Annotated in this window: 6 protein-coding genes and 2 pseudogenes; 5 read left to right on the top strand and 3 right to left on the bottom strand. The window is 65.6% G+C overall.

The genetic code is table 11. The annotated features are described in order from the left end of the window. Positions 1-428 (bottom strand): annotated as a pseudogene (locus WAQ08_RS17675) (IS701 family transposase); the annotation flags it as partial. Positions 429-453: 25 nt separating this feature from the next. On the opposite strand from WAQ08_RS17675, the pseudogene WAQ08_RS17670 reads away from it, so the two are divergent. Further along, positions 454-1,416 (top strand): annotated as a pseudogene (locus WAQ08_RS17670) (IS5 family transposase). 79 nt (positions 1,417-1,495) lie between these two features. Next, a complete protein-coding gene (locus tag WAQ08_RS17665) occupies positions 1,496-1,771 on the top strand; it encodes a hypothetical protein (protein ID WP_422193389.1) in 276 nt (91 codons plus the stop codon). A gap of 30 nt (positions 1,772-1,801) precedes the next feature. Here WAQ08_RS17665 and WAQ08_RS17660 read toward each other — a convergent pair whose 3' ends face one another. Continuing rightward, a complete protein-coding gene (locus tag WAQ08_RS17660) occupies positions 1,802-2,140 on the bottom strand; it encodes a P-II family nitrogen regulator (protein ID WP_422193387.1) in 339 nt (112 codons plus the stop codon). Positions 2,141-2,473: 333 nt separating this feature from the next. Between WAQ08_RS17660 and WAQ08_RS17655 the strand changes: the two genes are divergently transcribed. After that, positions 2,474-2,998, top strand: a complete 525-nt coding sequence (locus WAQ08_RS17655) for a hypothetical protein (protein WP_422193385.1) — start codon at positions 2,474-2,476, stop codon at positions 2,996-2,998. Between the two features lie 21 nt (positions 2,999-3,019). On the opposite strand, the gene WAQ08_RS17650 is transcribed toward WAQ08_RS17655, so the two are convergent. Next, positions 3,020-4,642: a serine/threonine protein kinase gene (locus tag WAQ08_RS17650; RefSeq protein ID WP_422193384.1), complete on the bottom strand. Its 1,623-nt coding sequence runs from the start codon at positions 4,640-4,642 to the stop codon at positions 3,020-3,022. A gap of 125 nt (positions 4,643-4,767) precedes the next feature. Between WAQ08_RS17650 and WAQ08_RS17645 the strand changes: the two genes are divergently transcribed. After that, complete coding sequence (locus WAQ08_RS17645) at positions 4,768-5,967, top strand: diguanylate cyclase domain-containing protein (protein ID WP_422193382.1); 1,200 nt, start codon at positions 4,768-4,770, stop codon at positions 5,965-5,967. A 177-nt stretch (positions 5,968-6,144) separates the two neighbouring features. After that, on the top strand, positions 6,145-7,593 hold a 1,449-nt coding region (locus WAQ08_RS17640; RefSeq protein WP_422193381.1), incomplete at its 3' end, for an NAD(P)/FAD-dependent oxidoreductase.

The following is a 7,593-nucleotide window of genomic DNA, read 5'->3' as shown; positions in this document are numbered from 1 at the left end:
AGTACGCAGTGGTGCGGCGCGCCCTCAGCCAGCAATGTGCGCAACTGCTGCAAGGCAATCTGCGTCTTGGTGGCGAATCTGATGTCTGAGGGCACACCAGCGCGAGCCCTGCGCGCAGCGTCCGCTGTCCACTCCTCAGGCAAGTACAACTGCCACGCCACAGGCAGGCTACCCTGGTCGCAGGCAAGCGACACGCTCACAGCCACCTGGCAGTTGTCCTGCTTGCCCAGCATCCCGCAGTATTGGCGTACCACCCCGACTGAGTGAATGCCCTTCTTTGGGAACCCCGTGTCGTCGATGATCCACCAGCCGCCGCAACTGAAGTCCATGTGCGGCATGACCCATTGGCAGACCCGGCGCAGCACTTCAGCATCGGACCATTGAGCCTTTGCCACAAAGTGATGAAGCGCCTGGTGCCTGGCACCGGCCTGATTGCCTGAGACCATTGAGCCCATGAAGCAGAGCAGCCTTGGATTGGGAAGGTCGACAAAGCGCACGCGCCGTCGCGAGTTCCTCGATGAGATGGACCGGGTGGTGCCCTGGTCTGACTTGGTGGCAGAGATCGCCCCATTCATGCCCGAAGGCAAACGCGGCCGACCGCCGTTTCCGGTGGAGTCGCTGCTGCGCATTCACTTCATGCAGCAATGGTTCACGCTGAGCGACCCGGCGATGGAAGAAGCGTTGCACGACATGCCGCTGTTGCGCGACTTCGCCGGCCTGGGCGACTGGGATGAGCGACTGCCCGATGAGAGCACCATCTTGCGCTTCCGCCATGTGCTCGAAAAGCACAAACTGGCCGAGCGAATCCTGGCAACGGTCAACCTGCTGCTGGGCGCCAAGGGCTTGATGTTGCGCAGTGGCACGGTGGTCGATGCCACGCTGATCTCGGCGCCGAGCTAGGCCAAGAACGCCAGCGGTGAGCGCGCCCCGAAGATGCACCAGAGCAAGAAGGGCCAGCAGTGGTTCTTCGGCATGAAAGCGCACATTGGCGTGGACGCCGACTCCGGCTTGGTTCACACCGTGCGCGGCACAGTCAGACACGTCAATGACGTGATCGAGGCCAACAGCTTGTTGCACGGGCAAGAGAGCGATGTGTTCGCTGATGCTGGCTACCAAGGAGCGCACAAGCGACCTGACGCCAAACAAGATGTGCAATGGCATGTGGCCATGCGCCCGGGCTTGCTCAAGTTGCTGGAAAAGACCGATCCGATGGATGCGTTGAGCGACCAAATCGAGCGCATCAAAGCCAGCATCCGCGCCAATGTGGAGCACCCATTTCGCGTCATCAAGCGCCAGTTCGGTCATGTGAAGGTGCGCTACCGTGGCCTGGCCAAGAACACGGCGCAGTTGCACACGCTGTTTGCTCTGGCCAATCTGTGGATGGTGCGCAAGCGTTTGACTGGGAGCTTGGCATGAGTGCGCCCGGTTTGTGGGAAATAGGCGTAAAACGCGTCCAATACACATGCCGCAGGATCGGCCAAACGCCAATCTGGTCATGTCAGCACGCCAAACCATGGTCTGCGCTCATTTGTGCAGACTTTCCCTGGGCCTGCTGAACGTGGCCGGCTACTATGACGACCTGCTGCGCTTCATCGAGCGCAGCCGTGAGTCAGGCTTCCTGTGGCCCGACGTGCAGGAACTGCTGCTGGTGGACGATCAGATCGAGCGCCTGCTGCAACGCCTGCACGACGCATCGGTCGCTCTGAAAGCACACACGCCGCCGGAGCTGCAAGACACAGCAGCGCCGGGCGGCGTGGCTCGGGGCACCTGAGCCCCTTTCATTAAATGTAGATTGCCGGGATCAGACGGCGGATTCGTCGGTCTCGCCAGTGCGGATGCGCACCACCTGCTCCACGGGCGTCACGAAGATCTTGCCGTCGCCGATCTTGCCGGTCTTGGCCGCACGGATGATGGCTTCGATGCAGCGATCGACATCGTCACCCTTGACAACCACCTCGACCTTCACCTTGGGCAGGAAGTCGACCACGTACTCTGCGCCACGGTACAGCTCGGTATGGCCCTTCTGGCGGCCAAAACCCTTGACCTCCGTCACGGTCAGGCCCGTCACGCCGACCTCGGCAAGGGCCTCACGGACTTCTTCCAGCTTGAAGGGCTTGATGATGGCGGTGATTTGTTTCATGAAGGTGAGCTCCAGGCGGTCTGCCAGACAGACGGACGTTGTTTTGAGGGTTCAGTTGCTAATTTAAGCACGGTTCGCCGGCCTGTCCGTCCCGCGAGCGGGTGGAAGCGCTGGTGTTGTCCGGATCTGGGAGGCCCAGCTGTCACAGCCCTGGCACATGCAAGGGGCATGATGGCCCGTTTCATGCTGATGGAAAACGGGGCCTCTCAAGGGCCGCCAGTGCCAAACATCTCGCAACAAGCCATGGGAATGCCGTTCAAACCCTAAGACCCACAATGGCGCAGTGGTGCGAGACTCGCCAAAATACATCTCAATTTCAGACAACAGGGTCCCATGACATCCGAGACGTTCGCGCCGGGGCTACCGCCCCCCATCCTGGACATCGAAGCCTCCGGCTTCGGGCTGGGCAGCTACCCGATCGAGGTGGGCGTGATCATGCCGGACGGCCGCAGCTGGTGCTCGCTGGTCAAGCCTGAACCGGCCTGGCAGCACTGGGATCCCAACGCCGCCGCCATCCATCACATTTCGCGTGATCAGCTGCAGCAGCACGGACGCGGCCCGATCGAGGTGGCCCGCGCGCTCAACGAGTGGCTGCGCGGCATGGTGGTCTATTCCGATGCCTGGGCCCACGACTACACCTGGCTCAACAAGCTCTACGACGCGGCCGACAGCGTGCCCAGCTTCCGGCTGGACAACCTGCGCGCCCTGCTGACGGACAACGAGGCCAACCGCTGGCACGACCTGAAACTGTCGGTGGCCAAGCGCGCCAACCTCACACGCCACCGGGCCAGCAGCGATGCACGCCTGCTGCAGATGACGCTGGTGGCCATGCGCGAGCGGCATCACGCTGCCGCCTGAGGCCTTGAGGCACCTGCTGCCTCAGTGAAACTCGTAGCGGTTGCGCTGCGCTTCTTCCTGCTGGCGCATGCGCGCGCACTCTGAATGGCCGGCGTACTCCGACCGACCACAGTGCTGCTTCATGCAGATCGCCATGGCGATGAATACCCTGTCACCGCAAGCCTGCCTGGGGTTGAGCGGCAGGCGCTCGCGGGGCGTGCGCTCCACGATGCCATCACCACCTCGGGCCGAGGTTTGAGCAATCGCCCCACCTGTGGGCTTGCGCCCGGCCTGCCCCGCAACTTGGCCGTCCGCCGTCTCGACAATTTCTTCATCCTGCACCGGCAGGATCGCCGGTCTGGCAGAAGCCGAGGCGCCTGCGCCCGGCATGGGCGCGCCCAGTGACACGGTGGGACCGCCCCCCATCGCAGCGGCATCGCGCTCACGCTGCAGGGACCACCCCGACAAGGCCACGATGCCGGCCACGAACAGGCCGCCCAGACCCCACATCGCCCCTCGGGACATCCGCTGCCCGCCAACGGGGGCACCCGCGAAAAGCCCGCTGGCCGCCAGCGAATGGGTGGTCGGGAAATCCGTGTTGCCATCGCCGGGCCGGCGCCGCCCCTGGCCAGGGGACACCATCACGGTGCGCTGATCCCAGGCCTGCGGAACCGTGACCGCTGGCCCTTCCAGCCCACCGGCCTGCGGCTGATCTGCCTGGGGCTGCTCCGGGGCAGGCTCCGCCAGCAGCGATTCGCGCCAGGCGCTCACCGAAGCGGGCCGGGCATCCGGCCGCACGCCCAGGGCCTGGTCGATGGTGGCCAGCAGGGCCGGGCTGTAACGGCGCCCGAAATCCTGTTCCAGGGCCGTGGCCATACGCCGCAGCGCAGGCAGGTCATCGTGCACGGCACGCGCCGTGGCGGGCACCGGCGTGCGCCCGGTGATGCAGTAATGCAGCACGGCCGCCAGACCGTACAGGTCCGTCCAGGGGCCCTGACGCAACTGCGATGTCTCGGCGTATTGCTCGATGGGGGCGAAGCTGGGCTTGAGGATGGCCGTGAGCGCTTGCGAGGTTTCCGTGATCACACGGCGGGCCGCGCCGAAATCCAGCAGCACGGGCCGCATGCCCTGCGGCGCATCGGGATCACTGACGACCAGGATGTTGTCGGGCGCCACATCGCGGTGGTAGACCTGCTCGCGGTGCAGGCAGTCGAGCGCACCCAGCAGCGGGTCCATCAAGGCACGCAGCCAGGCCTCGTCCGGCGGGCCTTCCAGCGCACGGCGTGCGTCGTACAAGGTGGGCCCCTCATAGCAGGGCATCACCATGTAGGCCGTGCCATGGGCCTCCCAGAAGCGGAACACCTTGACCAGCGAGGGGTGGTCGAAACGGGCCAGCAGGCGCGCCTCGTTGACGAAGGAGCGCAAGCCCAGCGCGAAGGATTCTTCATGCGCGGGCGAGCGCAGGATCACTTCGCCGGCCTCGCCCCGCAGGGCCAGGGATGACGGAAGGTACTCCTTGATGGCCACGGTGCGCTGCAATACCGCGTCGCGGGCGCGGTAAACCAGGCCGAAGCCACCCACCCCGAGCAGGCCTTCGATATCGTAGTCCATCAGCCGGGTGCCGACGGGCAAGGCGTCACGGGAAGGAGCGGAAGCTTGAGTCACGCTGAGAGCTTACCGCAGCCACCCACCACGTCACTCAAGTTACGCCGGTGCCGTCCGAAATTCTCACATCCATTGCGTGAAATCGCCCCGGGGTGTCCATGTCCTTGCCAATGCAGCAGTCGACCATGGGAACGCCCAACCTCCCAGGTTCTCCGTTCCTGCCGTTCATCGTTTCGCTCTTCGCCGTGCTGGCGGCATCGTCAGGGGCCTTGTGCCTCCTGGCGCTGCAAGGGCAGTTCTCGTGGCTATGGGGCTTGCTGAGCACGGGTGCCGCCCTGCTCGCAGCCGGTGCGGCCTGGCGACATTGGCGCCAACTGATGCAACAGATGCGGCAGGCCCAGGTGGTGGGCGTGACCGGCCCCATCACCCAAGCCATCACCCAGGCCATCGACAAGGGCGAAAAACCGCCCGCCCAGGCCCTGCGCCTGCTGGAGGCGGCCTTTGAACAATCGGGCGCGGCCATCCTGATCACCGATGGCCTGGACCGCATCGTGATGATGAACCCGGCCTTCATGGAACTGTCAGGGCACCCGCTGGACACCATGCTGGGTCAGAACGCCGAGCTGATGGGCATGGCGCCCTTGCGGGGTACCCACCTGCCCGAGCTGGAGCAGGTGCTGCGCGAGGGCCGGCGCTGGAGCGGCGAGTCCTCCCTCACCACGGCCCAGGGTGATCAACTGGCGCTGTGGCTCAACGTGAGCGTCGTGCGCGACGAACGCCAGCGCGTCACCCACCACTGCCGGGTGTTCCAGGACGTGAACCCGCTCAAGGAACAGCTGCGCGCCATGGCCGACCAGGCCCGCCACGACAGCCTGACCGGGCTGCCCAATCGCCGGGCCTTCGGCGAACACCTGTTCAAGGCCATGGCCCGCACGCGGCGCTACCCAAAAACCCTGGCCATCATGTGCGTGGACCTGGATGGCTTCAAGGGCGTCAACGACCGGCACGGCCACCACGTGGGCGACGAGCTGCTGATACAAGTGGCGCGCCGCCTGCAGGCCTGCATGCGCACCACCGACATCGTCTGCCGCATGGGCGGCGACGAGTTCATGCTGATCCTGGAAGGGGCTGGCACCACGCAGGATGTGCAGCGCATGGGCACACGGGTGCTGACCTGCCTCAGCGAGGCCTATGCCATCGAAGGACACCACATCACCGTCACTCCCAGCATCGGCGCGGTGATGCACGATGGCAAGGAGCCGGACACCCATCTGATCGAACGCGCCGACGCGGCCATGTACGCGGCCAAGAACGGCGGCAAGGGGCGCCTGGTGATGAGCATCCCGCCGCAGGATCCGCCGCAAGACGCCAAGGCCGTCGCTTGACCGGACACCTTCCCGGGCCCCAGGGCACCCCATGATCCGGGGAGGCACCACGGTGGTGCAAAACCACATTTCCGGAACGGTCACTGGTATAAACCACGAACTTGCCCGATCTCCCGGCATTTAATTGGCTGGAGGTCTGCCGCTTCGCACAACAAGAGATCAAAGAGACCCCCACGCATGTCCCCAAGCACCAGCCAACCCACCATACCCACCAACGCAGCCGCTGCCCCCAGGCAGCGCCCCAGGGTGGTCATCGTGGGGTGCGGCTTCGGTGGCCTGGAAGCCGCCAAGGCGCTGTCCGGTGCGGACGTGGAGATCGTGGTGGTGGACCGCACCAATCACCATCTGTTTCAGCCCCTGCTCTACCAGGTCGCCACCGCCGGCCTGCCAGCCCCCGCCATTGCCGCCCCCATCCGCCACGTGCTGCGCAAGCAGATCGCCCACGGCAACCTGACCGTGCTGATGGGCGAGGTGACGAGCATCGACACCGCCTCGAACTGCATCGTGCTCGATGGCGGTGAGCATCTGCACTATGACGAGCTGATCATCGCGGCCGGTGCCACGCACAGCTACTTCGGCAATGACCAGTGGGCCAAGTACGCGCCCGGCCTCAAGACCCTGGGCGATGCCTTCACGATCCGCCGCCGCGTGCTGACCGCCTTCGAGCAGGCCGAGCGAGAGATGGACCCGGCCGCGCGCGAACCCTGGCTGACCTTCGCCGTGGTGGGCGCAGGCCCCACCGGCGTGGAAATGGCCGGCACGCTGGCCGAGATTTCGCAGCACACCCTGCGCGAAGAGTTCCGCCGCATCGATTCGCGCCGCGCCCGCGTCATCCTGATCGAAGGCGCACCGCGCGTGCTGGGCGTGTACCCGGAAGACCTCTCCCAGCGCGCCAAGGAGCAGTTGCAGGAACTGGGCGTGGAGGTGCTGGTGGGCGCCAAGGTGACCAACATCACGGCCTTCGGCGTGCACTTCGACACCATCGAGAACGGCACACCCACCTCGCACTTCTTGCCATCGCGCACGGTGGTGTGGGGCGCCGGCGTGGCCGCATCGCCGCTGGGCCGCTCGCTGTCCAAGAGCACGGACTGCGAACTGGACCGCGCCGGCCGCGTGATCGTGGAGCCGGACCTGACCGTACCCAGCCACCCCAATATCTACGTGGTGGGTGACTTGGCCAGCGCCAAGAGCTACCAGGATCCGGCCAACCCCACGCCCGTGCCCGGCATCAGCCCCGGCGCCAAGCAGATGGGGCGCAAGGCCGCGTTCAACATCATCCGCCGACGCCGGGGGCTGGAAACCCAGTCCTTCCGCTATGTCGACTATGGCTCGCTGGCCACCATCGGCCGGCGCGCCGCCGTGGCGGTGCTCGACCTGCCCTTCACGAAGAAGCAGGTGAAGTTCAGCGGCTTCCCGGCCTGGCTGTTCTGGCTCTTCGTGCACGTGTACTTCCTGATCGGCTTCCGCAACCGCATCGTGGTGATGTGGGACTGGGCCTGGGCGTACTTCACCTCGCAGCGCCACGCCCGCGTCTTCCCGGATCCGCACGCGCTGGAGCCCAATGCGATGCTGGTGCGCATGCCGCCCCCCACGACGGTGGCGCCCCCCGCAAGCGGCGGCTCCGCG

Origin of the sequence: Aquabacterium sp. (genome assembly GCF_049274795.1) — a bacterium.
In the GTDB taxonomy this organism is placed as follows: domain Bacteria; phylum Pseudomonadota; class Gammaproteobacteria; order Burkholderiales; family Burkholderiaceae_C; genus Aquabacterium.
This window is presented reverse-complemented; position numbering and strand designations above follow the sequence as displayed.